Origin of the sequence: Ectothiorhodospira magna (assembly GCF_900110965.1) — a bacterium.
Taxonomy (GTDB): Bacteria; Pseudomonadota; Gammaproteobacteria; order Ectothiorhodospirales; family Ectothiorhodospiraceae; genus Ectothiorhodospira; species Ectothiorhodospira magna.
In genome coordinates, this window is record NZ_FOFO01000003.1 from 64,594 (window position 1) to 89,597 (window position 25,004).

The 25,004-nt window shown below is 62.4% G+C and carries 23 protein-coding genes, 1 tRNA gene and 1 pseudogene; 19 read left to right on the plus strand and 6 right to left on the minus strand.

Translation table 11 applies throughout. The features are described from left to right. From nifS to nifM, 5 genes are all read left to right on the plus strand, one after another. Positions 1–1,209, plus strand: a complete 1,209-nt coding sequence (gene nifS / locus BMX62_RS02065; protein ID WP_090203494.1) for a cysteine desulfurase NifS — start codon at positions 1–3, stop codon at positions 1,207–1,209. 230 nt (positions 1,210–1,439) lie between these two features. Beyond that, positions 1,440–2,585 carry a homocitrate synthase gene (gene nifV, locus BMX62_RS02070; protein WP_090203351.1) on the plus strand — a complete coding sequence of 382 codons (1,146 nt, stop codon included), beginning with the start codon at positions 1,440–1,442 and terminating at the stop codon, positions 2,583–2,585. A gap of 42 nt (positions 2,586–2,627) precedes the next feature. Next, positions 2,628–2,960 carry a nitrogenase-stabilizing/protective protein NifW gene (gene nifW, locus BMX62_RS02075; RefSeq protein WP_090203355.1) on the plus strand — a complete coding sequence of 111 codons (333 nt, stop codon included), beginning with the start codon at positions 2,628–2,630 and terminating at the stop codon, positions 2,958–2,960. Between the two features lie 4 nt (positions 2,961–2,964). Beyond that, positions 2,965–3,417, plus strand: coding sequence for a nitrogen fixation protein NifZ (locus BMX62_RS02080; RefSeq protein WP_090203358.1), 453 nt, complete (start codon positions 2,965–2,967; stop codon positions 3,415–3,417). Then, positions 3,414–4,262 (plus strand): nitrogen fixation protein NifM, encoded by an 849-nt coding sequence (gene nifM, locus BMX62_RS02085; RefSeq protein ID WP_090203361.1) that lies wholly within the window; start codon positions 3,414–3,416, stop codon positions 4,260–4,262. The genes BMX62_RS02080 and nifM overlap by 4 nt, the downstream gene beginning before the upstream one ends. 51 nt (positions 4,263–4,313) lie before the next feature. Here nifM and BMX62_RS02090 read toward each other — a convergent pair whose 3' ends face one another. Continuing rightward, complete coding sequence (locus BMX62_RS02090; protein WP_090203364.1) at positions 4,314–5,012, minus strand: MBL fold metallo-hydrolase; 699 nt, start codon at positions 5,010–5,012, stop codon at positions 4,314–4,316. Positions 5,013–5,133: 121 nt separating this feature from the next. Here BMX62_RS02090 and BMX62_RS02095 point away from each other — a divergent pair, with 121 nt between their 5' ends. Then, positions 5,134–5,775 (plus strand): hypothetical protein, encoded by a 642-nt coding sequence (locus tag BMX62_RS02095; protein WP_143339639.1) that lies wholly within the window; start codon positions 5,134–5,136, stop codon positions 5,773–5,775. A 30-nt stretch (positions 5,776–5,805) separates the two neighbouring features. On the opposite strand, the gene BMX62_RS02100 is transcribed toward BMX62_RS02095, so the two are convergent. Both BMX62_RS02100 and BMX62_RS02105 read right to left on the minus strand, forming a co-directional pair. Further along, the gene (locus tag BMX62_RS02100; protein ID WP_090203371.1) at positions 5,806–6,006 is read right to left on the minus strand and encodes a YgaP family membrane protein; all 201 of its coding nucleotides are present in this window, start codon (positions 6,004–6,006) and stop codon (positions 5,806–5,808) included. 208 nt (positions 6,007–6,214) lie between these two features. Then, positions 6,215–7,513: a citrate synthase gene (locus BMX62_RS02105; RefSeq protein ID WP_090203376.1), complete on the minus strand. Its 1,299-nt coding sequence runs from the start codon at positions 7,511–7,513 to the stop codon at positions 6,215–6,217. 265 nt (positions 7,514–7,778) lie between these two features. Here BMX62_RS02105 and BMX62_RS02110 point away from each other — a divergent pair. Beyond that, positions 7,779–7,916, plus strand: a pseudogene (locus BMX62_RS02110) (bacterioferritin); the annotation flags it as partial. A 5-nt stretch (positions 7,917–7,921) separates the two neighbouring features. On the opposite strand, the gene BMX62_RS02115 reads toward BMX62_RS02110, so the two are convergent. After that, a tRNA-Arg gene (locus BMX62_RS02115) sits at positions 7,922–7,998 on the minus strand. A gap of 274 nt (positions 7,999–8,272) precedes the next feature. On the opposite strand from BMX62_RS02115, the gene bchI reads away from it, so the two are divergent. From bchI to BMX62_RS02140, 5 genes are all read left to right on the plus strand, one after another. Beyond that, positions 8,273–9,298, plus strand: coding sequence for a magnesium chelatase ATPase subunit I (bchI, locus tag BMX62_RS02120; RefSeq protein ID WP_090203379.1), 1,026 nt, complete (start codon positions 8,273–8,275; stop codon positions 9,296–9,298). Continuing rightward, entirely contained in the window at positions 9,295–11,082 is a 1,788-nt protein-coding gene (locus BMX62_RS02125) for a magnesium chelatase subunit D (protein WP_090203383.1), read from the plus strand. The genes bchI and BMX62_RS02125 overlap by 4 nt, the downstream gene beginning before the upstream one ends. Positions 11,083–11,086: 4 nt before the next feature. After that, positions 11,087–11,971, plus strand: coding sequence for an alpha/beta fold hydrolase BchO (gene bchO, locus BMX62_RS02130; protein WP_338011468.1), 885 nt, complete (start codon positions 11,087–11,089; stop codon positions 11,969–11,971). Between the two features lie 219 nt (positions 11,972–12,190). Continuing rightward, on the plus strand, positions 12,191–13,729 hold the full coding sequence (locus tag BMX62_RS02135; protein WP_090203503.1) for a phytoene desaturase: 1,539 nt from the start codon (positions 12,191–12,193) through the stop codon (positions 13,727–13,729). 26 nt (positions 13,730–13,755) lie between these two features. Next, the gene (locus BMX62_RS02140) at positions 13,756–14,862 is read left to right on the plus strand and encodes a phytoene/squalene synthase family protein (RefSeq protein ID WP_238375804.1); all 1,107 of its coding nucleotides are present in this window, start codon (positions 13,756–13,758) and stop codon (positions 14,860–14,862) included. A 48-nt stretch (positions 14,863–14,910) separates the two neighbouring features. On the opposite strand, the gene BMX62_RS02145 is transcribed toward BMX62_RS02140, so the two are convergent. Both BMX62_RS02145 and crtD read right to left on the minus strand, forming a co-directional pair. Then, positions 14,911–15,795, minus strand: a complete 885-nt coding sequence (locus BMX62_RS02145; RefSeq protein WP_090203506.1) for a carotenoid 1,2-hydratase — start codon at positions 15,793–15,795, stop codon at positions 14,911–14,913. A 26-nt stretch (positions 15,796–15,821) separates the two neighbouring features. Further along, positions 15,822–17,324: a 1-hydroxycarotenoid 3,4-desaturase CrtD gene (crtD, locus tag BMX62_RS02150; protein ID WP_090203392.1), complete on the minus strand. Its 1,503-nt coding sequence runs from the start codon at positions 17,322–17,324 to the stop codon at positions 15,822–15,824. Between the two features lie 111 nt (positions 17,325–17,435). Between crtD and BMX62_RS02155 the strand changes: the two genes are divergently transcribed. The 7 genes from BMX62_RS02155 to pufB all read left to right on the plus strand — a co-directional run bounded on the left by BMX62_RS02155 (position 17,436) and on the right by pufB (position 24,915). Next, on the plus strand, positions 17,436–18,305 hold the full coding sequence (locus tag BMX62_RS02155; RefSeq protein ID WP_090203395.1) for a polyprenyl synthetase family protein: 870 nt from the start codon (positions 17,436–17,438) through the stop codon (positions 18,303–18,305). Positions 18,306–18,315: 10 nt separating this feature from the next. Beyond that, positions 18,316–19,473, plus strand: a complete 1,158-nt coding sequence (locus BMX62_RS02160; protein ID WP_090203399.1) for a methyltransferase — start codon at positions 18,316–18,318, stop codon at positions 19,471–19,473. 100 nt (positions 19,474–19,573) lie between these two features. Further along, positions 19,574–20,533: a chlorophyll synthesis pathway protein BchC gene (gene bchC, locus BMX62_RS02165; RefSeq protein ID WP_090203403.1), complete on the plus strand. Its 960-nt coding sequence runs from the start codon at positions 19,574–19,576 to the stop codon at positions 20,531–20,533. A 50-nt stretch (positions 20,534–20,583) separates the two neighbouring features. Next, positions 20,584–21,558, plus strand: coding sequence for a chlorophyllide a reductase iron protein subunit X (locus BMX62_RS02170; protein ID WP_090203408.1), 975 nt, complete (start codon positions 20,584–20,586; stop codon positions 21,556–21,558). A 16-nt stretch (positions 21,559–21,574) separates the two neighbouring features. Then, the gene (gene bchY, locus BMX62_RS02175) at positions 21,575–23,005 is read left to right on the plus strand and encodes a chlorophyllide a reductase subunit Y (RefSeq protein ID WP_090203508.1); all 1,431 of its coding nucleotides are present in this window, start codon (positions 21,575–21,577) and stop codon (positions 23,003–23,005) included. Continuing rightward, positions 23,005–24,441: a chlorophyllide a reductase subunit Z gene (gene bchZ / locus BMX62_RS02180; protein WP_090203411.1), complete on the plus strand. Its 1,437-nt coding sequence runs from the start codon at positions 23,005–23,007 to the stop codon at positions 24,439–24,441. Before bchY ends, bchZ begins: the two co-directional genes overlap by 1 nt. Before the next feature lie 315 nt (positions 24,442–24,756). Beyond that, positions 24,757–24,915, plus strand: a complete 159-nt coding sequence (pufB, locus tag BMX62_RS02185) for a light-harvesting antenna LH1, beta subunit (protein ID WP_008932826.1) — start codon at positions 24,757–24,759, stop codon at positions 24,913–24,915. The last annotated feature ends 89 nt before the right edge of the window (positions 24,916–25,004 follow it).

Sequence of the window (25,004 nt, forward strand, 5' to 3'; positions counted from 1 at the left end):
ATGGAACCCATCTATCTGGACAACAACGCCACCACCCGGGTGGACCCTGCGGTGGTGGAGGCCATGCTGCCCTTCTTCACCGAGCAGTTCGGCAACCCGTCTTCCATCCACAGCTTCGGCAACCGGGTGGGGCACGCCATCAAGCAGGCCCGGGGCCAGGTGCAGACCCTGCTGGGGGCGGCGCACGATTCGGAGATCGTGTTCACCTCCTGCGGCACCGAGTCCGACTCCACCGCCATCCTCTCGGCGGTGAAGGCCCAGCCCCAGCGCCGGGAGATCATCACCACCGTGGTGGAACACCCGGCCATCCTCACCGTGTGCGAACAGCTGGAGAAGGAGGGTTACACCATCCATCGGTTGCCGGTGGATGGCAGGGGGCGACTGGACCTGGACCACTACGCCGCCCTGCTGTCGGATCAGGTGGCCCTGGTGACGGTGATGTGGGCCAACAACGAGACCGGCACCCTGTTCCCGGTGGAGACCATGGCCCGGATGGCACGGGAAGCGGGTGTAATGTTTCACACCGACGCGGTGCAGGTGGTGGGCAAGCTGCCCATCGACCTGAAGTCCTCCGCCATCGACATGCTTTCCCTGTCCGGTCACAAGCTCCACGCCCCCAAGGGCATCGGCGTGCTCTACCTGCGCCGGGGTCTGCGCTTTCGGCCTTTGCTCAGGGGCGGCCATCAGGAACGGGGACGGCGGGCCGGCACCGAAAACAGCGCCGGCATCGTTGCCCTGGGCAAGGCCGCCGAGCTGGCCATGACCCACATGGCGCATGAAAACACCGAAGTCCGCGCCCTGCGGGACCATCTGCAGGCGGGCCTGGCGGCACGCATTCCCCATGCCCTGGTGATGGGGGACCAGGACAATCGGCTGCCCAACACCTTGAACATGGCCTTTGAGTACATTGAAGGGGAGTCCATCCTGCTGCTGCTGAATCAGGCGGGGATCGCCGCGTCCAGCGGCTCCGCCTGCACCTCCGGTTCCCTGGAACCCTCCCACGTCATGCGGGCCATGGGGATTCCCTACACCGCGGCCCATGGTTCGGTGCGGTTTTCCCTGTCCCGCTACAACACCCGGGCCGAGATCGACCGGGTGATCGACGTCATGCCGGACATCGTGGCCAGACTGCGCAAGATGTCTCCGTACTGGGGCGTGGACGGCCCGGTCACGGACCCGGAAAAAGCCTTTGCTCCGGCCTATGCCTGAGCCTGATGGACCCGCGGGAGCCGAGGTTCGGTCACCCCCTTCTCCCCATGGGGGGGGAAGGGCTTGCCGGCGCGACGGGCGCCTTGTGGCAAACCTGACAATCTTCTCCCCAAGTCACACAATCACCCTCACTTCTTCATGAATTAATCATTTGAAATCATTGAGTTGGTTTCATGGCACGATAATCGCTTAATCCTTGGCGTGGCCCCATCCGCCCGACGAGGACATCCATGACCCCACCGCCCGCCATTGTCATCGACGACACCACCTTGAGAGACGGCGAACAATCCGCCGGCGTGACCTTCACGGATGCCGAGCGCATGGCCATCGCCCGGGGGCTGGACGACCTGGGGGTTCCCGAACTGGAAATCGGTATTCCCTCCATGGGTCCCGAGGAACGGGAGTCCATCGCCCTGCTGGCCCAGTCAGGGCTCAAGGCCCGTCTGCTGGTGTGGAGCCGCATGCGCGCCGATGATCTGGCCGACTGCTCGGGCCTGGGGGTCCACATGGTGGACCTGTCCATTCCCGTTTCGGATCAGCAGATCCAGCGCAAGCTGGGTCGGGATCGGGACTGGGTGCTGGAAAGCATCCGCCGTCACGTGGCCCAGGCCCTGGAACTGGGGCTGGAGGTGGGCGTGGGCGGGGAGGATGCCTCCCGGGCCGATCCCGATTTTCTCTGCCGGGTGATCGAGATTGCCCAGGCCGCCGGGGCACGCCGTTTCCGCTTCGCCGACACCGTGGGCATCATGGAACCCTTCGGTGTGCTGGCCCGCATCCGGCAACTGCGCGCTGTCTCCGACCTGGAGATCGAGATGCATGCCCATGACGACCTGGGCCTGGCCACCGCCAACACCCTGGCCGCCGCCCTTGGGGGCGCCACCCATGTGAACACCACCGTCAACGGCATCGGGGAACGGGCCGGCAACGCCGCCCTGGAAGAGGTGGTGATGGGGCTGCGTCGGCTTCATGGTATCGAAACCGGCGTGGAACTGCGCCGTTTCCCGGCCCTGTCCCATCTGGTGGAGACTGCGTCCGGCCGTCCCATCCACTGGCAGAAGAGCCTGGTGGGGGAGGGGGTCTTCACCCACGAGGCGGGCATCCACGTGGACGGCCTGCTCAAGGACCCGGCCAATTACCAGGGCGTGGACCCGGCGGAACTGGGCCGGGAACATCGGTTGGTGCTGGGCAAGCATTCCGGCGCCCATGGGGTGATGGCGGCCTATGCCCGCATGGGCGTGACCCTGGACAAGGCCCAGGCGGCCCTGTTGCTGACCCGTCTGCGCCGATCCGTTGCCCAGTCCAAGCGGCCGCCGACGGAGCACGAACTGACCATCTGGTATGCGGAACTCACCTGCCTGAACGGGGCCGTGGCATGAGGCCGTTTCTTTCACTGCTATCCACCATCGAGGTCTTGAACCATGACTGATGCCACCGAACTGGAAGAAGACCTGCGGGAAATGGGGTCTGCCGAAGAGTTTCTTGAATATTTCAATATTCCTTACGACGAAGCTGTGGTGCGGGTGAATCGTCTGCATATCCTGCAGCGTTTTCATGACTATCTTGCCGGCACCCTGGACAGCCTGCCCACGGACCTGTCGGCCCGGCGGGATGTCTATCGCGGCCTGCTGCTGCGGTCCTACTCGGATTTCGTGGAATCCGATGCCCGCACCGAAAAGGTGTTCAAGGTGTTCAAGCGCCCGGCGCCGGGCGTCACCGTGGTACCCCTGGAACAAGCCTTCATCCGGAGATGACCCCATGGAGCACTATCGAGAGTACGGCGAACAGGTCCGGGTGGTGCGTCCCCTGCGCAACGACGGCACCTATCCGGGGATGGACCGGGGGGAACTGCTGGTGCCCCGGGGCAGCATCGGGGTGGTCATCGGCCGGGGCACCTTCCTGCAGGATCAGGTGATCTATACCGTCAATTTCATGGATGCGGGCCGGGTGGTGGGATGTCGTCAGGAAGAGTTGATCGACGCCGATGCCCCCTGGGTACCCACCCGCTATGAATTCCGCGATAAGGTGACCCCGGCGATCCCTCTGGGCATCAACGGCGAGACGGTGGTGGCCCCCGGTGCCGTGGGCGAGATCTGCAAGGTGCTGCGGGATCTGCCCGATGGCGTGGCCTATCACGTGAACTTTGACGGCCGGGTGCTGCAGGTGCCGGAAAAGGCCCTGACCGACCCGTCCGGGGAGATACCCGCATGAATACTCTTGCACTGGAACAGCGCCCCGAACTCATTTACATCGAACTGCGGGCGGCACTGGACTATTTTGGCAAGCCTCTGAGCAATCTCTCAGAGGCAGAACGCAGCACGGTACGCCAGCGCGCCCTGAAGGCTTATGACATCGGTGCCCGTGCCCTGGCTTCCAGCGAGGCCCGGGATGTTCACATCTCTGGAGAACAGGTGATTCAGGCCCTGCGGGAAATTGAGGCCCGTTACCCGGAGTCGGAGCAGTTTCAGGAAGAACTGCGTTGTCATCATCTGAATCAGGCAGGCCTGTTGCAGGCCCTCTCCCGGGAGTTGCGCCTGGAGGCGCTGCTGGAGCGGGTCGCTGCCCGGGCCGAGCCGGTGACGGATGAGGAAGTGGCCCGATACCATGCATGCCACCAGGATCGCTGGCAGCGCCCAGAGACCCGCACGGTGCGGCAGATCCTGATTACCCTTAATCCGGATTTTCCCGAAAATACCCCGGAGGCTGCCCGGGCGCGATTGGAGGCGATCCGGGAGACCCTGCTTGCTGATCCGGGGATGTTCGCCGATCTGGCCATGGGCCATTCTGAATGTCCCAGTGCCTTTCAGGGCGGGCTGCTGGGGCGGGTACCCAAGGGGCATCTGTACCCGGAACTGGACGCGGTGCTGTTCCAGATGGGAGCAGGGACGGTGAGTGAGGCGGTGCAGACGGAAGTGGGGCTGCACCTGCTTTACTGTGAAATCATCCATCCTCCCGGACCTGTCACTCTGGACGAGGCCGGTGGCCGCATCCGTCAGCTTCTGGAGCAACGGCGTCAGGCCCATTGCCGGCGGGCCTGGCTGGAGTCCCTGGGGTGATCTGCCCCCTGGCTTTAGCCGCGGGGAGGCCATTGGATTCCCGCCTTTGCATTACCGCAAGCTCACCGGCCCGTAGGGGGTGTCCCGCACCTGATCATGGTCATGCATGCGATAGCGGGTGAATGCCGCCACATCATCAAACTGCATGAACGGATTTCCCTCCGCCTGTTCCTTCAGCGTGGACTGCGGCTCCACGCCATAGTCATGGCCCGGATGAATCATGGTCTCCCCTGGTAATGTCTGCTGCAGGCGTGTCAGGGTATGGAACATGGCGGCGGGATCTCCTCCCTTCAAGTCACAGCGACCGCAGCCGAAAACAAATAATGTGTCACCGGTGATGAGGTCATCGCCCAGGTGATAGCAGGCTGACCCTGGCGTATGTCCAGGGGTATGCAGCACCCGGATTGTGGTTTCACCCAATGCAATCAGATCACGGTCCTGGTGCTGGTGGGCATCCGTCGGACAGCCGTCCCAAAGCCTTGCCTCGGCCTGAAGCAGGTTGATCTGGGCATCAGGAACCTGCGCCCGCAGGCGGTCGAGGCCGTTGATATGATCCTGATGGGTATGGGTAAGCAGGATGTGGGTGATCTGCAGTCGCCGGGTGCGGGCCAGATCGGTAACCTCCTCGATTTCCCAGGCGGGATCCACCACGGCGGCAGTGCCGGAGGCGTTGTCCTCAATGAGATAGATTCGGTTACCCATGGGCCCCAGCTCCAGGGCGTGAATTTGGTAAGGCTTGTCTTTTGTCATTGAAAGGCTCCAAATACCCTGTATGGGACAGCTTTATATGACTGCTTTGGGTTGCATGGCTCTCGTCGCAGTTTACATTGACCCGGCGGCATCGGCGGCATTCCGGGAGAGAGGTGGATAGGTGGGCAAGAACAACAGGGATTCAGTCGCCCGGCGGCGGCGTTCAATCTGGCCCATGGCCTGGGTGTTGGCGGCGCTGGTGATGATGGCGGCGGCCCTGGCAGCGTTGCTCCATCTATTGAGTGTGCTGTTGGGCGCCCTGTTGACTGCTGCCCTGCAACGGGATTTTGCCAGCACCCCGGAGATGGATGCCCAGTTGCTGGCGTCCATTCTGGTGCCTTCATTATGGCAGCAGGGGGTGCCCGTGGCCCTGGGGGTGATGTTGATGCTGACCGCAGTCACTACGGTGCTTCATGGGCGAGGACAGGGCCGGGCACAAATCGCCGGAGCCACGGGCATCCTGCTGGCACTTTATTTGACGGTGCTGGGTGTATCGTCCTGGGTTGCCGGTCTGATGCTGCTGGGAGGTGCAGCGGCCCTGGGCGTCAGTCCCTGGTTGCGAGGAAAAGGATTGCTCCGGCTACAGGCGTCTCCATCCAGCCCTTCCGCCGCTGCCCCCGATAAATCGGAACAACCGGAACTGACCCTGGAGATGCTGTTGCAGCAGGGGCCAGAGACCACAGGCCGGCGCCGATCAAACGGTGATCAGGCGCGAGGCAGACCCTATGGCACCGGAGCAGCCCAAGGCTCGGGTCGACCCTGATTGTTAAGCCTCCAGGGTGATACCGGTGGGTTAATTAAATGCTTGACCCGGCTTGATGCCTGCCTTTTTCAGCACGATGGCCAATGGGCAGAACCCGGTAAAGGCTGCCTGCAGCAGGTTCAGGCCCACAAAGGCGGTAAGCCACAGCCACAGCGGGCTGGCCAGGGACAGCAGCAGACTGAGCAGGATCATTGCGCCGGCAAAGGCAAAAACTGCACGATCGATCGTCATTGAAATTCCCTCAAAAAAGCCCGCGATTTCAGTCGCGGGAGGAATGGCGGCTGCGGTATTGCAGTCGCTGAAAAAGGGTGTGGGCCTTCCACCCACAGGGCCGCAAGGCTCTGCCCACTCAATGGATTGCTCGAACGCCCTGCCCAAGCGGGCTTGGTTGGCAGGCGTGGTCTTTCGTGTTTTAGGTTTTCCTAATATACAGGTGGACCTAGCGCTTCTCAATGGGTACATAATCCCGGGCAGCAGCGCCGGTATAAAGCTGACGGGGACGCCCGATGCGGGATTCCGGGTCCTGCATCATCTCGCACCAGTGGGCGTTCCAGCCGACGATGCGCGCCAGGGCGAAGATGGCGGTGAACATGTTCAGGGGGATGCCCATGGCCCGCAGGATCAGGCCGGAGTAAAAGTCCACGTTGGGGTACAGTCTGCGCTCCTTGAAGTAGTCGTCTTCCGTGGCAATACGCTCCAGTTCCATGGCCACCTCGAACAGGGGCTGATTGTCGGTGCCCATCTGCGCCAGCAGTTCATGGCACATCTTGCGGATGATTCTGGCCCGGGGGTCGTAGTTCTTGTACACCCGATGACCAAAGCCCATCAGGCGGAAGGGGTCATCCTTGTCCTTGGCCCGGTTGACGAAATGATCCACCGTCTGGCCACTTTCCACGATCTGCTCAAGCATGCGCACCACCGCTTCGTTGGCACCGCCGTGCAAAGGCCCCCACAGGGACGTGATACCAGCGGACACAGCGGCAAACGGGTTGGCTTCGGAACTGGCGGACAGCCGCACGGTGGAGGTGGAGGCGTTTTGCTCGTGGTCGGCGTGCAGGATCAGGATCAGGTCCAGGGCCTTGGCAAAGATGGGGTTGGGTTCATAACGCTCGGTGGGGACACCAAACATCATGCGCAGGAAGTTTTCGGAATACCCCAGCTCGTTATCTGGATACAGGAAGGGATGGCCGATGGCGTACTTGTAGGACCAAGCGGCGATGGTGGGCATTTTGGAGATCATGCGGTGGGCTGAAATCTCCCGGTGCCGGGGGTTATGCACATCGGTACTGTCGTGGAAAAAGGCAGACAGGGCACCGAACACGCCCACCATGATGGCCATGGGATGGGCATCGTGACGGAAGCCATCATAGAAGCGGCGAATGGCCTGATGGGGCATGGAATGCTTCTGGATGATGCGGGTGAAGTTTTCCAGCTCGGTGGCGGTGGGCAGTTCACCGTACAGCAGCAGATAGCAGGTTTCCAGATAGCTGCTGTGCTCGGCCAGTTGCTCGATGGGGTAGCCCCGGTACATCAAAATGCCCTGGTCCCCGTCAATGTAGGTGATGTCGCTGCGGCAACTGGCGGTAGACATGAATCCCGGATCATAGGTGAAATAACCCAGTTCCTTGGACAGGGGGCGAATATCCACAGTAGCGGGGCCGATGGTGCCTTCCAGAACGGGCAGATCCACCTGCTTGCCGGTTGTGTTGTCAATGACCGTGACGGTACGGGGTTTCATAGGCTCTCCGCAAGGAAACCCGCGACTTCAATCGCGGGAGAAATTGCGGCTGCAGCATTGCAGCCGTCGAAATGGTGATGAATTTTCCAGCCGCCGGGCCATAAGACCCGTCCGTTAAAGGACCGGAATGGAGCACACTGTATTGCGATGCAACACCCGGCGTCCATGTTTTCCCGCAAGAAAAAGGCCGGGTCCAATGCCGGTTGGCCCGGATTGTGCGTTCTAACGGACCAGGCGCCAATGGGCAAGAAAGACATCCGGTGCAGAAAAGGTGGGGGACTATCCCAGCCGGGATCTGTTTGCCGCCATCCTGGCCGAGGAGGAGCATATCGACTGGATTGAGACCCAGCTTGAGCTGATCGAGCGTCTGGGGTTGACCAGGTGCGCGCAGTCCATGCGGTAGACTGCTGGCGCCCCGACCACGACTCGAACGTGGGACCTTCCCCTTAGGAGGGGGACGCTCTATCCATCTGAGCTACCGGGGCAACAGCCCAGATTATGGCATGGATGTGCCGTTGAAGGCATCTCCCGGCGGGGGGGGTGCTTTAGCCTTTGTCTTTTTGTGTCAATTAAGGGAACATTACGCCCTTGATCTGGGAACGGGGTTCCAGGGGCCTGGCTGTACGGGTCAACATGGAATATCCCTCAACGCTCGGCGTTGACCCGGTGTATGACCGGGCCAGGGCGGAGCCTCATCCCGGCATGGGCGCCGCTTGCGATGGTCGCCCGGCCGCTACCTTAAGGCAGAACAGACAGACTATGGCTTTGACGTTTCCGTTTTCGGCGATTGTCGCGCAGGACGAGATGAAACTCGCCCTCCTCATCTCTGCCATCGACTCCAGTATCGGCGGTGTGCTGGTATTCGGAGATCGGGGCACGGGTAAATCCACCACGGTACGTGCACTGGCTGCGTTGCTGCCTCCCATGGAGGCGGTCGTCAACTGCCCCTACGGTTGCGCGCCGGAAAAGCGTGCCGGCCTGTGCGGCGTCTGTGAAGGCCCCGATGCCAAGGACAAGCCCAAGACCCGCAAGGTGCCGGTGCCCGTGGTGGACATGCCCCTGGGCGTGACCGAGGATCGGGTGGTGGGTGCCCTGGATCTGGAGCGGGCCCTCACCCAGGGCGAAAAAGCCTTCGAACCGGGCCTGCTGGCCCGCGCCCATCGCGGCTTTTTGTACATCGACGAGGTCAACCTGCTGGAAGACCACCTGGTGGATCTGTTGCTGGACGTGGCCGCGTCCGGCGAGAACGTGGTGGAGCGTGAAGGTCTGAGTATCCGCCACCCCGCCAAGTTCGTGCTCATCGGCAGCGGTAACCCGGAAGAGGGGGAGCTGCGTCCCCAGCTGCTGGACCGCTTCGGCCTGTCCGTCGAGATCACCACCCCCACCGATCTGCCCACCCGCATCGAGGTGGTGCGTCGCCGCGATGCCTTCGAAAAGGACCCGGAAGGCTTCACCCAGAAGTGGAAGCGTCAGGATGCCAAGCTGCGCAAGCAGCTCGTCGACGGCCGCGCCCTGCTGCCCGAAGTGGTGGTCCCCGACGTGGCCCTGGAGCGGGCAGCGCAGCTGTGTCTGAAGCTGGGCACCGATGGCCTGCGCGGCGAACTGACCCTGATCCGCGCCGCCCGCGCCCTGGCCGCCTTCCAGGGCGACAGGGAAGTGACCGACGAACACCTGCGCCGCATCGCCCCGCCGGCCCTGCGCCATCGTCTGCGCCGCAACCCGCTGGACGACGCGGGCTCCACGGTGCGTGTGGAGCGGGCCATCGCGGAAATGTTCGACGCATGACCGATCCGCGCGCACCCGAACTGACACCGTGGGCGGCGGCCGGCATTGCGGCCGGCCTGTTTGCCGTCGATCCGGCCGGTTGCGGGGGTCTGGTGCTGCGTGCCCACGCCGGCCCGGTCCGTGAACGCTGGCTGGAACAGTTGCGTCAGCTGCTGCCGTCGACCTCTCCCATGCGTCGTCTGCCATTGCACATCGCCGACGGCCGTCTGCTCGGTGGCCTGGATCTGGCCGCGACCCTCAAGGCCGGCAAGCCCATTGCCGAGCGGGGATTGCTGGCGGAGTGTGATGGCGGCGTCGCGGTGGCGGCCATGGCCGAGCGACTGACCGTGGCCACCGCCGGTCGCATTGCCGCGGTGATGGATTCCCATGAGGTTCTGCTGGAACGGGACGGCCTGGGTCTGAGGGTGCCCACCCGGTTCGGGGTGGTGGCCCTGGACGAAGGTGTCACCGATGACGAGGTGGTGCCGGTGGTGCTCACCGACCGGCTGGCCTTCCAGGTGGACATCGTGCCCGTGGGTATCCGGGATGTGGATGAACCCTTCTGGACCGTGGACGACATCGTTGCCGCCCGCAACCTGCTGCCCCAGGTGGAAGCGGGGGATTCCGTGCTGGAGGCCCTGTGCGGGGCCGCCATGGCATTGGGTATCGCGTCCCTGCGCATCCCGTTCCTGGCCCTGAGGGTGGCCCGCGCGGCCGCCGCCCTGGATGGTCGTACCCAGGTTTCCGACGATGACGCGACCCTGGCCGGACGGCTGGTGCTGGCTCCCCGTGCCACCCGGTTGCCCCCCATGGAGCCGCCGGAGGATCAGCAGGAGGAGGCACCGCCGCCGGAGCAGCAGCCACCGGACGAGCCGCCGCCGGAAGGGGAAGATCAGCAGACCCAGCAGGATCTGGACAAGCCCCTGGAAGACCGGGTGCTGGAGGCCGCCAAGGCCGCCCTGCCGGCCGGGTTGCTGGCCCAGTTGCAGCTGGGCGCCCTGCGCAGCCGCTCCGGCTCCGCCGGCAAGGCGGGAGCACTGCAGCAGGGTAAGTCCCGCGGGCGCCCCATCGGCACCCGTCGGGGGGAGATCCGTGCCGGCGCCCGGCTCAACGTCATCGAGACGTTGCGGGCGGCGGCGCCCTGGCAGCCCCTGCGGCGGGCCCAGGCCCTGGCCAGCGGCGCCGTCAAGGGGCCGCGAGTGCATGTGCGGCGGGATGATTTTCGCATCACCCGCTTCAAGCAGCGCACCGAGACCACCACCATCTTTGCGGTGGATGCCTCCGGTTCCGCGGCCCTGCATCGTCTGGCCGAGGCCAAGGGGGCGGTGGAACTGCTGCTGGCGGACTGCTATGTGCGTCGTGACCGGGTCGGGTTGATTGCTTTCCGGGGGCAGGGGGCCGAGTTGCTGCTCCCGCCCACCCGTTCCCTGGTGCGGGCCAAGCGCAGCCTGGCCGGTTTGCCGGGCGGTGGCGGCACGCCCCTGGCTGCCGCCATCGATGCGGTGCGTGAACTGGCGGAGGCGGTGAAGCGTCGGGGCGAGACGCCGGTGGCGGTGTTCCTGACCGATGGTCGGGCCAATATCGATCGGGAAGGCAAGCCCGGTCGACCCAAGGCCATGGAGGATGCCGTGGCTGCGGCGCGGGTGCTGGCGCAGGAGAACTTCACCACCATCCTGGTGGATACTTCTCCCCGACCCCAGCGTTCTGCCCAGGAACTGTCCCAGGCCATGAACGCCCGCTATCTGCCCTTGCCCTACGCCGATGCGGCCACGCTGTCCTCGGCGGTGCAGGCGGCCAGTAGTTAAGTTCGTGGCGCTGACCCATCGGCTGGACTGGAACCAGGAGGGCCATGACTGGCCCCATCGCCATGCCAGCCGATTTATCCAGGCGGGTGGTTTGCGTTGGCATGTGCAGTGCATGGGGGAGGGGCCACCGATCCTGCTGGTTCATGGCACTGGTTCTGCTTCCCACAGTTGGCGTGACCTGATGCCCCGGCTGGCCCGGCATTTCACGGTGATTGTGCCGGATTTGCCCGGACATGGATTTTCATCTCCGCCGGCCCGGTTTTCCGGGTTTGGCCTGCCGGGCATGGCAACGGCCCTGGCGGCATTGCTCAGGCAGATGGGATACGCTCCGGCGCTGGTGGCAGGGCATTCTGCTGGTGCTGCGGTGCTGGCCCGCATGTGTCTTGACGGGCATATTGCACCTCGGGCGCTGGTGAGTATCAACGGGGTCATGCTTCCCTTGCCGACGACGGTGAACATCCTGTTCAGTGCCTCGGCACGTTTTCTCTCGATGATTCCCTTCGTATCCCATTATGTGGCCTGGCGGGCCATGGACCCTCATGCCCTGGAAATCCTGTTACAGGGGACCGGTTCACAGGTGGATCAGCGGGGGATGGATCTGTATGGCCGTCTGGTTCGCAATCCCGGCCATCTGGATGGCACCCTCAATATGATGGTGAACTGGGATTTGCATCCGCTGGGCCGTGATCTGGCCCGCCTGTCCACGCCCCTGGTTCAGGTGATTGGAAGCAATGACCGCACCGTCCTGCCTTCGGAGTTACGCCGGGTCAAGACCGTACTGCCCCAGGCGAGACTGGTGACCTTGCCGGGGTTGGGACATCTGGCCCATGAGGAGCGACCGGATCTGGTTGAAGCGCTGTTGCTGGAACAGTTTTCGCCATGTTCATGAATGAACATTCAACAATGTCCTCCGTCGTCGCTTCTGCGCCCACAGTCATTCCCGCCTGCGCGGGAATGACTTTTTCGGGGCATTCTGAAGGGAATGACGTGCCTCATGTAATCTGCATTTAGCCGCTTTAAATGGGCTTTTTCCTTATGGTGCCCCAGGTATCCCCCTGCTAGACTGTCAAGCAATGCTTACAGTTGATAGGGTTGCTCCGTGTCCACAGTGGTAGAATCTCACTCCGCAACAGCCTCCACTCATACCCACCCGGATGCCCCCCACGCCGTGGTCATCGGCAGCGGCTTTGGCGGTCTGGCCGCCGCCATCCGCCTGGGCGCCCGGGGTTACCGGGTGACCGTACTGGAAAAACTTGACGCCCCCGGCGGACGGGCCTACGTCTTTCGCAAGGACGGTTTCACCTTCGATGCCGGCCCCACCATCATCACAGCCCCCTTTGTGCTGGAAGAACTCTGGCAACTGTGCGGGCGGCGCATGGAAGATGACGTGGATCTGCGCCCCATGGACCCGTTTTATCAGATCCGCTTCCATGACGGCGAAGTCTTCAACTACTGGGCCGATGTGGAAGCCGTGCGGGCCGAAGTGGCCCGCTTCTCCCCCGACGACTTGAACGGCTACGATGCCTACATGGCTGACAGCGAAGCCAACTATCGGGTGGGCTTCGAAAAACTGGCCCATGTGCCCTTTAGTTCCTGGACCGATATGGCCAAGGTGGTACCGGATCTGATCCGGCTACGGGCGGATCGCAGTGTCTGCGGACTGGTGGCCAAGCACATCAAGCATCCCCGTTTGCAGCAGGTGCTGAGTTTTCATCCCTTGCTGGTGGGGGGCAATCCTTTTAGAACCACCTCGGCCTATACCCTGATCTCCTATCTGGAACGGCGATTTGGCGTCCATTCCGCCATGGGGGGCACCGGCCATATTGTCAAAGGTCTGGTGGGCCTGATCGAAGGACAGGGCAATGTGGTGCGCTGCAATCAGGACGTGCAGCAGATCCGGGTAGAAAATGGCCGGGCGACAGGGGTGCAACTGGCTTCCGGCGAGATCATCGCTGCCGATGTGGTGGTGTCCAACGCGGATTCTGCCACCACCTACCGTGACCTGTTGCCAGAAAACGCCCGTCGCAAATGGACCAACCGGCGCATTGATCGTTGCCGTTATTCCATGAGTCTGATGGTTTGGTACTTTGGTACCAAAAAACGCTACGAGGACGTCCCCCACCACTCCATCATTCTGGGACCGCGCTATCGGGAACTGCTGGATGATATTTTTGACCATAAGGTGCTGGCAGAAGATTTCAGCCTGTATCTCCACCGTCCCACCAAGACCGATCCTTCCCTGGCGCCGGAGGGTTGCGACACCTTTTATGTGTTGTCACCCGTCCCCCACATGGAAAGTGGTGTGGACTGGCAGCAGCAGGCCGAACCCTATCGTCGCAAGATCGAACAGTATCTATCGCAACACGTGCTGCCGGACCTGGAAAACCAGGTGGTGGCGTCTCACATGATTACGCCACTGTATTTCCAGAACACCCTGTCTTCCTTCAGGGGGGCTGCCTTCGGGTTGGAGCCGATCATGACCCAGAGCGCCTGGTTCCGTCCTCACAACCAAAGTGAAGACGTGGACCGGCTCTACCTGGTGGGTGCAGGCACCCATCCCGGAGCAGGTCTGCCTGGCGTGATTTCCTCGGCCAAAGTGCTGGATCGGGTGGTTCCGGATGCAGCGATTATCAAAGGTGCCCCATGATCAAGTTCATATCCTCCGAAAAGCGCATGTCCCGACGCGTTGCCGATGCAGCGGCCTGCCGGTCATTGCTGTGTGACGGCTCCCGGTCGTTCTATGCCGCGTCCCTGTTTCTGCCTCAGCATATCCGTCGGCCCGCCACTGCCATGTATGCCTTCTGTCGCCTGGCGGATGATGCCATCGACCTGGACGAGCGGGGGGATGGCCTGGAGCGGATGCAGGCCCGGCTGGATGCCATCTACGACGGCAAGCCCATGGACATCCCGGCGGATCGTGCCTTCACCGAGGTGGTACGGCGTTATTCCATTCCCAAGGCGTTGCCCCAGGCCCTGCTGGAAGGGTTTGAGTGGGATACTCAGGGACACCGCTATCCCGATCTGGCCTCCCTGGAAGCCTATGGCTCCCGGGTGGCCGGCACCGTCGGCGCCATGATGACCCTGGTGATGGGGGTGCGCTCCCCCGATGCCCTGGCCCGGGCCTGTGATCTGGGGGTGGCCATGCAGCTCACCAATATCGCCCGCGACGTGGGCGAGGATGCCCGTAACGGCCGTATCTATCTGCCCCTGAACTGGCTGCAGGAAAAAGGCATCGACCCGGACGAATTTCTGGCCAATCCCCGCTTTACCCCGGAGATGGGAGAGATCGTGCAACGCCTGCTCAAGGCGGCGGATGTGCTCTATGCCCGGGGCGCCGTGGGGATTCATGCCCTGCCGCCCTCCTGTCGCAAGGGGATGCAGGCGGCAGCGGCCCTGTATTCGGAAATCGGTCGGGAAGTGGAGCGCAACGGCTGTGATTCCATCTCCCGGCGAGCGGTGACCTCACCCACCCGCAAGGTACTGGCCCTGTATGCCATGTCCCGACGCTGGGGCCGGGGTGATCTGCATGTGGTTAAGGAAATCCTGTCGGAAGATCCGCTGGAGGCCAATCGTTTCCTGGTGGATGCGGTGCGGGAGCAGGAAACCCTCACTCAGGAAATCCGCCCCCAGGGTGTGGGTATGGGGCGGGTGGAAGACCGTATCATGTGGCTGCACAATCTGTTTCAGCGGCTTGAGCAGCAGGATCGCCGTTCATCCCGGAGCAATCACCGGGCCTCCCCCCGCACGGGTTCAGGGGGCGGGACACCCGTGGCCGGTTGATAGGGGTATTGCTGTCGGGCCGGATGGTATATCCGGCCCGATGGGTCATCAGCCCCTTGCCCGGCGGGGCATCCGGAACGGCAGCATGAGCTGCACCGGCGTGGTTTCAAAACGCTCCAGGGACAGGCTTTCATGAAATGCCAGCCCCGGTTCCCCTTCGATACGGGTATCCAGCAATGAGCGCACATAAAAAGGGGTGTCGGTCAGGGTCTGCCTGACCGCGGCCTGGCCATCGTCCGCCCGGGTTGCCCGTTCAATCCGCCACCAGGCGGAAATCGGCAAGCGCTGGCGGGGTGGCGGTGCCACATCCCGTACCCCACCCTGGGGATCGAACCGCAGCGCCAGCTTCTGTTCCTGGTCATCCCGCTGGGTGGCTTCGTAAAGCACCACGGTATCTCCGTTGGGCATGACCGCCCGTGACCAATCCCAATATCGAAAACCCCGTTCCAGGGGTTCGGTACCGATATTACTGTCCATGTAGCCTTGCCCTTGCCAGCGCAGGCCCGGTTGCTTCAGGTCCACCTCCACCCGGGCGCAGGGGGCCACGGGGCGCCAGCGATGGCGGGCCTGTTGGTCCAGGGCATAGCTTCGGGCGCTTACGGTTTCGGGGCGAAGCCGGAGGGTGCCGCGAATCCGGGAGGGGACCGGTGCGGTAACCTCGTCCAGATGCACTGTCAGGCCATCCTCATCCCAGGTCAGGGCGCTGGGTCCGATCACCAGATGATCCCGATCCCGTTGCAGGTCGCCGCGGCCCCGCTCGGTCATGGCCCAACGCCGGGGGGCATTGCCATACAGGGCCACATTGATGGACACATGATGGGCCGGGTCCGGGGTGCCGCGCCGGCGGGCCAGGGCGTAGTAAGGCGAAAAGACGCTGCCGACGAAGGCGATCAGGGTGATGCCGTGACGACCGTCATCACTCCAGGCATCCAGATACCACCATAGATAACCGCCGGGTGTTACGACTTCCGAGAAGTCAGGTCCTGTATCACGGCCTGGGCCGCCAGCCGCCCCGACAGGGTCGCCATGGGAATCCCGGCCCCCGGATGCACACTGCCCCCCGCCAGATAGAGCCCCGGTATCCGGCTGTGGCTCCCCGGCCGGTCGAACGATGCTCGCCATCCATGGGTTGCCTGGCCGTACAAGGCTCCCCCCGTCGCCGGGAACAGATGCTCGAAGTCCGTCGGCGTGGTGATGTGGTGAGGGGATTGGGTCGGGTCGAGGTGCAGACCGCAGCGGGCCAGGAGTCTGAAGGTGCTCTCCTCGCATTGAGTGATCTCCGCGGGTTTGAAATGGTGCTGATCGCCGCAGGGCGGCGCATTGACCAGGCAGAATAACCGTTCCGGGCCATCAGGTTCATGACCGCCATCATCCGTACGGTCCTGGGCGCAGATATAGACCGTCGGTTCCCCCGGTAATCGGCGATGTTCGAAGATATCCCGGAACTCGGCGGCATAGTCCTTGGAAAAGAACACATTATGCCGGGTCAGGGGGAATCCCCGTGGGATACCCATCAGGCTCCAGGTCAGGGCCGACAGGGACCGTGCCGCCGGCGGGTTGCCCTTGACCCCGCCGGCCACCTCGATGCCCAGATGCCCCCGGGCCAGGGCATTGGCATCTCCATTGAAAACAACCAGATCAGCATCCAGGGTCTCATGGTCTCCTATGGCCACGCCGCAGACCCGACCCGCCCGCAGGTTGATACGGGTGACCCGGGTTTCAAACAGAAACTGCACCCCCTGCGCCGCCGCCAGCCGGTACAGGGCTTCGGGCAGGCGGGCCATGCCATCCTCCACACTCCAGACCCCCTGTTGTTCCACATGGGCAATGAGCATCAGGGTGGCGGGGGCCAGATAGGGGGAGGAACCGCAATAGGTGGAATAACGGCCAAACAACTGGCGCAGCCGGGGATCGTGAAAATGTTTGCCCAAGGCATGCCAGAGGGTGTCATAGGGTGACATTCGCATCAGATCGCCGATGCGCCGCAGCCCGGCACGGGCCACCAGGCTGACGGGGGTGGGACGGGTGTTGTGGATGAAGGTGTCTTCCAGGGTGTGATAAGTCCGTCTGGCCTGTTGGCAGAATCCCTGGAAACGGCGGGCCTCTTCCGGGCCGGCAAAGGCACCGATGGCATCGGCGGAGCGCTCCGGGTCGGCAAACAGGTCCAGCCGCTCGTGCTCGCTCCAGGCATGCCGGGCCAGAATATCCAGGGGGACAAGGCGCAGATGTTCATCCAGCCGGCTGCCGGCTGCCTCGAACAACTGGTCAAACACCCAGCGCATGGTGAAAACAGTGGGGCCGGAGTCGATGGGAAGACCATCGACCCGGACCTCCCGAATCTTGCCACCGGGGGTGGCGGCCTTTTCCAGCACCAGAACCTCGACGCCTTGCCGGTTCAATTCCAGTGCGGCGGACAGTCCGGCCATGCCGGCACCGATGATGATTGCCTTGGGATTTTGCACTTGGGGGACTGCCTCCTGCAAAGGGCTTTGACTCGGCCGGGGGTTGTGTCTATGCTGGGCACCAAGCATAAAGTGACAACCTAACCTTACACTACGGGGCGGAGGCAAACCATGGATGCCACGACGCGAATTGAGCAGGCTTTGAATCAGGCGCTGGCCCGTGGGGAGACGCCGGCCTGCCCGCCGCTGCTCGCCGAGGCGTTGCGGTATTCGGTTTTTCCCGGCGGTGCCCGGATTCGTCCCCAACTGTGCATCGCCGTGGCCCAGGCCTGTGGTGACGATGCACCAGAGCTTGCCGATGCGGCAGCTGCATCCATCGAACTCATGCACTGCGCTTCACTGGTGCACGACGACCTGCCCTGTTTTGACAATGCAGACATGCGTCGCGGCAAGCCTTCGGTCCATGCCGCCTATGGCGAACGTCTGGCGGTACTGGCGGGAGATGCGCTGATCATCATGGCCATGGAGACGCTGGTACACAGCGCCACCCAACGTCCCGAGCGGCTGGCTCCCTTGTTGCTCACCGTGGGGCAAGGTGTCAGCGTACCCGCTGGTATCATCCCCGGCCAGGCCTGGGAATGTGAACCGAATGTGGATCTGGCCCAGTACCAGCGGGCCAAGACCGGTGCCCTGTTTGCTGCCGCCACCATGGCCGGTGCCGTGGCCGCAGGCCATGACCCTGCCGGATGGCGGGCTTTGGGGGAAAAACTGGGCGAAGCGTTCCAGGTGGCCGATGATCTGCGGGATGTGGCGTCCAGCCCGGAAGAACTGGGCAAGCCAGTGGGCCAGGATGAAGCCCTGGGTCGTCCCAATGCAGTGGCCACCCACGGCATCAAGGGTGCCACCAAGTACCTCAAGCAACTGCTGGACGAGGCCATGGCCTCCATCCCTGCCTGCGCCGGGGAAGCAGAGCTGCGTGTACTGTTGATGAAAAAGGCTGCCAAGTTCCTGCCCAAGGAACTGGCCCAGCAGGCTGCTTGAGCCTCCTGTCATGGCATCCTGGCCAGGGAAGGTAAGCGCTGCTTATCGGGACGCCCGCTGGCGGGGCCATTTTCTGGCCCTGCGTAATCGTGTCCTTTCCAGCCCTCGTTTCCAGCGTTGGGCTGCCGCCTTCCCCCTGACCCGTCCAGTGGCCCGTCTACGCGCCCGACGCCTGTTCGACACGGTGGCGGGCTTTGTCTATTCCCAGGTGTTATACGCCTTTGTTCACCTGCGCCTGCCCGATATGCTGCATGAATCAGGGCCGCTGACCATCCCTGAACTGGCCGCCCGCACCGATCTGCCGGAGGAATCCTGTTTGCTGCTGGCCAAGGCGGCGGCTTCACTGGATCTGATGGAGTATCACGGGCGCGGTCGCTGGGGGCTGGGGCGCCAGGGGGCGGCCATGATCGCCAATCCTGGAGTGGCGGCCATGGTGGAACACCATGCCATGCTCTATGCCGACCTGCAGGATCCGGTGGCCCTGTTACGGGCTGGCAAGAACGGCCAGACCCGCCTGGGTCGCTTCTGGGCCTATGCTGGAGAAGGACCGCCCGGGGGGCTGGAAGCCGACCGGGTGACTGAATACACCCGGTTGATGTCCATTTCCCAGCAGTTGGTGGCGGAAGAGATTCTCGACGCCTTCAACCCCAAGGGGTATACCCGGCTGATGGATCTGGGGGGCGGAAATGCCACATTCCTTGCAGCGGTGGCCGCACGGGTGCCGGAACTGGAACTGGTGCTGTTTGATCTGCCGGCAGTGGCGGAGAAGGCCCAGGGCCGCTTTGATGAATTGGGTCTGGCCCACCGGGCCAAGGCCATCGGTGGAGATTTTTTCTCCGACCCGCTTCCCAAGGGTGCGGATCTGATCTCCCTGGTGCGGGTGGTTCACGACCACAATGACGATCATATCCTCGGATTGTTCCGCGCCATCCGGGAGGCATTGCCGGATCATGGTGCCTTGCTGCTGGCTGAACCCATGTCTGGCACCGCCGGTGCCGAACCCATGGGAGACGCCTATTTTGGCTTCTATCTGCACGCCATGGGACGGGGGCGTCCAAGAACACCTGCCGAACTGGAAGAAATGCTGATTGCGTCGGGGTTTACGCGCATCCGCATGTTGCCCACCAGAACACCTTTGTTGACACGTGTCATGTTGGTTCGCCCCTGACCTGGGGAGAGTGTGAGTTTGGGTTGACAACATCAAGGGTCACGCTAGACTTACACGCATATCTCGTAGGGCCAATTCCGGCCCCAGGCCAGAGTCTTCTATGAAAGCGACCGCCGTCGTCATCCAACAACCTGAATCCCTTGCCATTCGTGAGCTGGAGCTGACAGCGCCGGGCGATGGGGATGTGGTTGTGGCGATGGACTGGAGCGGAATCAGCACCGGCACCGAGCGCCTGCTCTGGACCGGCAAGATGCCCAGTTTCCCCGGTATGGGCTACCCTCTGGTGCCCGGCTACGAATCCGTAGGCCGGATCATTCAGGCGGGTGCCGAGTCCGGTCGTCAGGAAGGTGAACAGGTTTTTGTACCCGGTGCCGCCTGCTACGGCGAAGTCAGGGGACTGTTTGGTGGCGCCGCTTCCCGGGTCGTGGTACCCGGCAGCAAGGTGGTACCCATTCCCGAGCGCCTGGGTGAAGAAGGTGTGCTGCTGGCTCTGGCCGCTACGGCTTACCATGCTATTTTTCAGGGCCAGGCGCTGGATGCCCTTGCATCTGCCCGATTGCCTGACCTGATCGTGGGTCATGGGGTATTGGGACGACTGCTGGCCCGTGTTGCCGTGGCAGCAGGGGCTAACCCCGTGGTCTGGGAACTGGATGAATCCCGGTCTGCCGGTGCCGATGGCTATATCGTCATTCACCCCGATCAGGATGATCGCCGCGACTATCACACCATCGTCGATGTCAGTGGCGACAGTGCCCTGCTGGATACCCTGATTGCCCGTCTGGCCAGGGATGGTGAAGTGATACTCGCCGGCTTTTACAGCCAACCGCTTTCCTTTGCCTTCCCGCCCGCATTCATGCGGGAGGCCCGGATTCGCTGCGCTGCCGAATGGCGCGCACCCGACCTGATAGCGGTGAAGACGCTCATCGATGAAGGCCGACTGTCCCTGGGGGGCCTCATCACACATCGCCGTCCTGCGGCTCAGGCCGAAGAGGCTTACCGAACAGCATTCGGTGACCCTGCATGCCTGAAGATGGTGCTGGATTGGAGAACCGGCCAGTGACTGTGGGTGGTCATACGACTTCAGTCCCCGTTGATACGATCAGGAAATCCATGGATTCCCGGTCGGCAGCGGAGACGATCCTTCCTGAAGGGGATGAATCCGTGCAAAGTGGTGCAGCCAAAGAAACCCAGATCATTGCAATCTATGGCAAGGGTGGTATTGGCAAAAGCTTTACCCTGTCGAACCTCTCCTACATGATGGCCCAGCAGGGCAAGCGTGTTTTGCTCATTGGCTGTGACCCCAAAAGTGATACCACATCCTTGCTGTTTGGCGGCAAGGCATGCCCCACCATCATTGAAACCGCCGCCCGTAAAAAACTGGCGGGTGAAGAAGTGGAAATCGGTGATGTCTGCTTCAAGCGGGGTGGCGTCTTTGCCATGGAACTGGGTGGCCCGGAAGTCGGGCGTGGTTGTGGCGGGCGCGGCATCATCCACGGTTTTGAAATCCTGGAAAAACTGGGTTTCCATGACTGGGGATTTGACTATGTGCTGCTGGACTTCCTGGGGGACGTGGTCTGTGGCGGCTTTGGTCTGCCCATCGCCCGGGACATGTGCCAGAAAGTCATCGTTGTGGGGTCCAATGACCTGCAATCCCTCTATGTGGTGAACAACGTCTGCTCGGCAGTGGAATATTTCCGTCGCCTGGGAGGCAACGTAGGGGTGGCGGGCATCGTCATCAACAAGGATGACGGCACCGGCGAGGCCCAGGCCTTTGCCCAGGCCGCCGGCATTCCCATCCTGGCGTCCATCCCCGCCAACGAAGACATCCGCAGAAAAAGCGCCAATTACCAGATCGTCGCCCATCCCGATGGCGAGTGGGGACCGCTGTTCGAGGCCCTGGCTGTTCAAGTGGCCCAGGCCCCGCCCCAGCGCCCCAAGCCGCTGACCCAGGACGAATTGCTGGGCCTGTTCTCCAGTGACGAAGTGGGCCGGGACGTGGTGCTCGAACCTGCCACCTGGGAAGATGTCCATGGCCATGCCATGATCAAGAAGCCGTCCCTTGAGGTGATCTATGACGATGTCTGACGGACATCGCCCAGCCATGGAGACGATGGCTTCCGCCGGGTCCGGTTGTCACGGTGGTCGGGATCATCCTGCCGGCCCCCATGATCAGCCCCAGAGCATGTGTCCAGCCTTTGGTTCGCTGCGGGTAGGGTTGCGCATGCGCCGCACGGCCACCATCCTCTCCGGTTCTGCCTGCTGTGTGTATGGCTTGAGTTTCACTTCTCATTTCTATGGTGCCCGTCGCACCGTCGGATATGTGCCCTTCGATTCCGAAACCCTGGTGACCGGCAAGCTGTTCGAGGATATCCGCGAATCCGTATATCAGGTGGCTGATCCGGCGCTGAATGATGCCGTGGTGGTCATCAACCTGTGTGTGCCCACCGCCTCCGGGGTGCCGTTACGACTGCTGCCCAAGGAAATCAACGGGGTACGTATCATCGGGATTGATGTCCCTGGTTTTGGGGTGTCCACCCATGCCGAGGCCAAGGATATTCTGGCAGGCGCCATGTTGCGCTATGCCCGTGGTGAGGCTGAACAGGGGCCGGTACAGGCGCCCCGTGACGGACGCAAGGACAAACCAACGGTCACCCTGATGGGGGAAATGTTCCCCGCCGATCCGGTGGGCATTGCCGCCATGCTCGAACCCCTGGGCCTTGCTGCGGGTCCCGTGGTGCCCACCCGGGAATGGCGTGAACTGTACGCTGCCCTGGATTGCGCCGTGGGTGCTGCCATCCATCCCTTTTATACCTCCTGCGTGCGGGAGTTGAATGAAGCCGGTCGTGACGTGGTCGGGTCTGCCCCCGTGGGCTATGACGGCACCGCCGCCTGGCTGGAGGCCATCGGTGAAGCCTGCGGCGTGGCCCGCAGTGCGGTTGATGCCGCCAAGAATCGTTTTCTGCCCGCCATCAATGGTGCCCTGTCCGGCGCCCCGATCAAGGGCCGCATTACCCTGTCGGGTTACGAAGGCTCGGAATTGCTGGTGGCGCGACTGCTGATAGAAAGCGGCGCGGATGTCCCTTATGTGGGCACTGCCTGCCCCAGAACCCGCTGGTCCGATGCCGATCGTGACTGGCTGGAAAGCAAGGGAGTACGGGTGCAGTTTCGCGCTTCACTGGAGCAGGATCTGGCTGCCATCGAAGAATTTGCTCCCAACCTGGCCATCGGCACAACACCGGTGGTGCAAAAGGCAAAAGAGAAGGGTATTCCCGCCTTGTATTTCACCAACCTCATTTCCGCCCGTCCCCTGATGGGGCCTGCGGGTGCAGGTTCCCTGGCCCAGGTGGTCAACGCCGCCCTGTCCAACCAGGTCCGCTTTGATCGCATGAAAGCCTTCTTTGAGGGCGTGGGGGAAGGTCACGCCACCGGCGTCTGGGAGACAACGCCTCAGGATCACCCCGAATTTCGTGAGCGCATGAAACGCCAGCGTCAGCGCGCCGCGAGCCAGAATGGTCCGGGGGAGATGCGCTGATGTTCATCCTGGATCTGGATCGTGCGGGAGGATACTGGGGTTCGGTCTACGCCTTTACCGCCGTCAAGGGGTTGCAGGTCATTATTGACGGCCCTGTCGGCTGCGAAAACCTGCCGGTGACATCGGTACTGCATTACACCGATGCTCTGCCACCTCATGAACTGCCGGTAGTCGTGACCGGGCTTGGGGAAGAGGAACTGGGGCAGACGGGCACCGAGGCCGCCATGAAGCGTGCCCACCAGACTCTGGACCCGGATTTGCCCACTGTGGTGGTGACGGGCTCCATTGCCGAGATGATTGGTGGGGGTGTGACCCCTGAAGGCACAAATATTCAGCGGTTTCTTCCGCGGACTATTGACGAGGATCAGTGGCAGAGTGCGGATAGAGCCCTAAACTGGCTCTGGACTGAATTCGGAAGCAAGAAGGTGCCGGCCCTGAAAACTCGCAAGGCCGGGGAAAAACCGAAAGTCAACATCATCGGTCCCATGTATGGCACCTTCAACATGCCTTCTGATCTGGCGGAGATTCGCCGCCTGGTGGAGGGTATCGGTGCCGAGGTCAACATGGTGTTCCCCCTGGGGAGTCATCTGGCCGAGGTACCCAGACTGGCAGATGCTGAAGTCAACATCTGCATGTACCGGGAATTTGGCAGGTTGTTGTGCGAGACCCTGGAGCGGCCCTATCTGCAGGCGCCTGTAGGTCTACATAGCACCACCTTGTTCCTGAGAAAACTGGGTGAACTGCTGGGATTGGACCCGGAACCGTTCATCGAGAAGGAAAAACATACGACGGCCAAGCCCCTTTGGGATCTGTGGCGGTCAGTGACACAGGATTTCTTCGGTACCGCGACCTTTGGGGTCGTCGCCACCGAAACTTACGCCAGGGGGATCAGACACTTCCTGGAAGATGAGATGGGAATGCCTTGCAATTTTGCCTTCGCGCGCAGCGCCGGGGCAAAGCCGGATAACCAGGTGGTACGCAAGGCCATTCATGAAAAGACACCGTTGGTACTGTTCGGCAGCTATAACGAACGCATGTATCTGGCGGAGATCGGAGGGAGGGCGATGTATGTGCCAGCCTCCTTCCCTGGGGCGATCATACGGCGCCACACCGGTACCCCCTTCATGGGTTACGCCGGGGCAACGTATCTGGTCCAGGAAGTGTGTAACGCGCTGTTTGATGCGCTGTTCCATATCCTGCCCCTGGGGACGGAACTGGACAAGGTGGATGCCACACCGTCACGGCTGCACCGGGAATTGCCTTGGGATGATGAAGCCAAGGCCGCCCTGGACAGACTGGTAGAGGCTTATCCGCTTGTGGCACGGATCTCTGCTGCCAAGCGCCTGCGGGATGCCATTGAGGCAGCTGCAAGGCGGGAAGGCGAAGACAGGATTACCGTGGATCGGGTCACACATACCCGCGGGGAAGTGGCTTAGGCTGGCACACCCCCACCACTGGGCAGGATGCAGGATTTAAGGTTTTCTGGGCGTCGCCGCCTGTGCAGGCAGTATCGCAGGGCGAAGTCGCCCTGATCTCCCAGAGTAACGGGAGGTCAAGGGTCGATCGTGAATGAAGCGTGTACAGAGTGTTGTTCATGTCTTCATGTCATCACCGGTTCAACCGGGTGTTTGAAGGATTGGACAGGTGACACGGTCGTGAGTTTCGTTGTGGAGGCAGTTTTTCCATGACGGTCGTGATCGCGTTGAGTCAACGCGGTGTTTGCCAATAAGGCTCATTTGGAGGGTATTTAAATGGTTGACGAAACGAAAGGTTCGCTCTCTGGGCTCACCGAAGACGAAGCCATGGAATTCCACGGTGTGTTCATGACCAGCATGATGGGCTTCCTGGCCGTTGCTGCCGTTGCTCACGTTCTGGCCTGGATGTGGCGTCCCTGGGGCGTGGCCTGGTAAGACTTCACACCCCCCAGGGGGTGTAGGTCGTACCGCGTCTTTCGAACCGAAGTAGTAGAAGTAGTTCCCTAAAAACATAGGAGATTTCA